The 989-nt window shown below is 65.8% G+C and carries 1 protein-coding gene and 1 pseudogene; both read right to left on the reverse strand.

Annotation, left to right across the window (positions count from 1 at the left end):
- Nucleotides 1–29: 29 nt before the first annotated feature.
- Nucleotides 30–515 carry a hypothetical protein gene (locus B1790_RS33780; RefSeq protein ID WP_079927623.1) on the reverse strand — a complete coding sequence of 162 codons (486 nt, stop codon included), beginning with the start codon at nucleotides 513–515 and terminating at the stop codon, nucleotides 30–32.
- A gap of 49 nt (nucleotides 516–564) precedes the next feature.
- Nucleotides 565–989 (reverse strand): annotated as a pseudogene (locus B1790_RS34900) (transglycosylase); the annotation flags it as partial.

Below are 989 nucleotides of genomic sequence, written 5' to 3' on the forward strand. Positions count from 1 at the left end.
ACGCCCCAACCAAGCAAAATGAGAGCACCTCACCCGCGCCGGACAGCGGCCATGTCCGCGCCGTGTGCCTGGATCTTCTGGGTCGCCGACTGCAGACGCTGCCGGGTGTGTCCGATCTGGTCCTGCATTGCTGCGAGACGCTCGTCCATCTGCGAGACCAACAGGACCATGTTGTGGGGTTCGCCGCCTTCGGCGATCACCGCCCGGGCGCTCGTGGTCGCTGTCTGTCGGATCGCGCGAGCGGAGTCGTTTGCCTGCTGAGCATGCGCCGCCGCATCCCGCACCTCGCCGTGCAACTGTTCGCTCAACGCCGTCGCGCGCGCGTCGTCACTGCGGTAGTTCGTCGCGGCCTGCTCGGCCGCAGCGGCCAAACCGCTCTGCCCGGCCGGAACGGCGACGCCAGCCGGTGCTGGATCTCGCCGCAGCTCGGCGACCTGGGGGTTGGCAGGAAAAATCGACGCAGCGGCAGCCAAGATGCGGTCCACTTCCGCTACGTAGCCATGCGCGAACTCCATGCCCACAGGATAAGCGGCCCGCCTGCCGACAAAGGTGCAGTAGGGCCGGTCAGTACCCCTTGGGCCCCCGCCGAGGGTCGGCTTGTTGAATACGATCGGCCAGGTTATGGCCGTCCAGTGACACCCCGTAGCGGCGTGTGGCGTAGTTGATGAACGCGCACGCCTGGCCAAGGGTGTCCCGAGAATTGCCGGAGGTTCCCGGTTCGCGATAGGCGTTGTACGTCGTCCGAATGAACTGGAACGGACCGCCAGAAGGGTTGCCGGCCCGCGCATTTGAATCCCAGTTGTTGAGCTGGTCGCGGAAACCCGATTCCCGCTTGCTGACCAGCATCATCCCGGCTTCCCAGTAGGCACGTGCCTCTGGATCACGGATTCCCTTGCGGTCCAGGGCGGCTCGGATCGCCAATCGCACGTTCTGCGCACCCTCTCCGGTGAACGACGAGGGGAAGTTCGCGCCGGTGGTGAGTTGGTTGG

Source organism: Mycobacterium sp. AT1, assembly GCF_002043095.1.
Classification (GTDB): Bacteria; Actinomycetota; Actinomycetes; order Mycobacteriales; family Mycobacteriaceae; genus Mycobacterium.

Bases quoted from the DNA above. Each gene is read 5' to 3' on its own strand.
- B1790_RS33780 (WP_079927623.1), bottom strand. From the start codon at position 515: ATGGAGTTCGCGCATGGCTACGTAGCGGAAGTGGACCGCATCTTGGCT.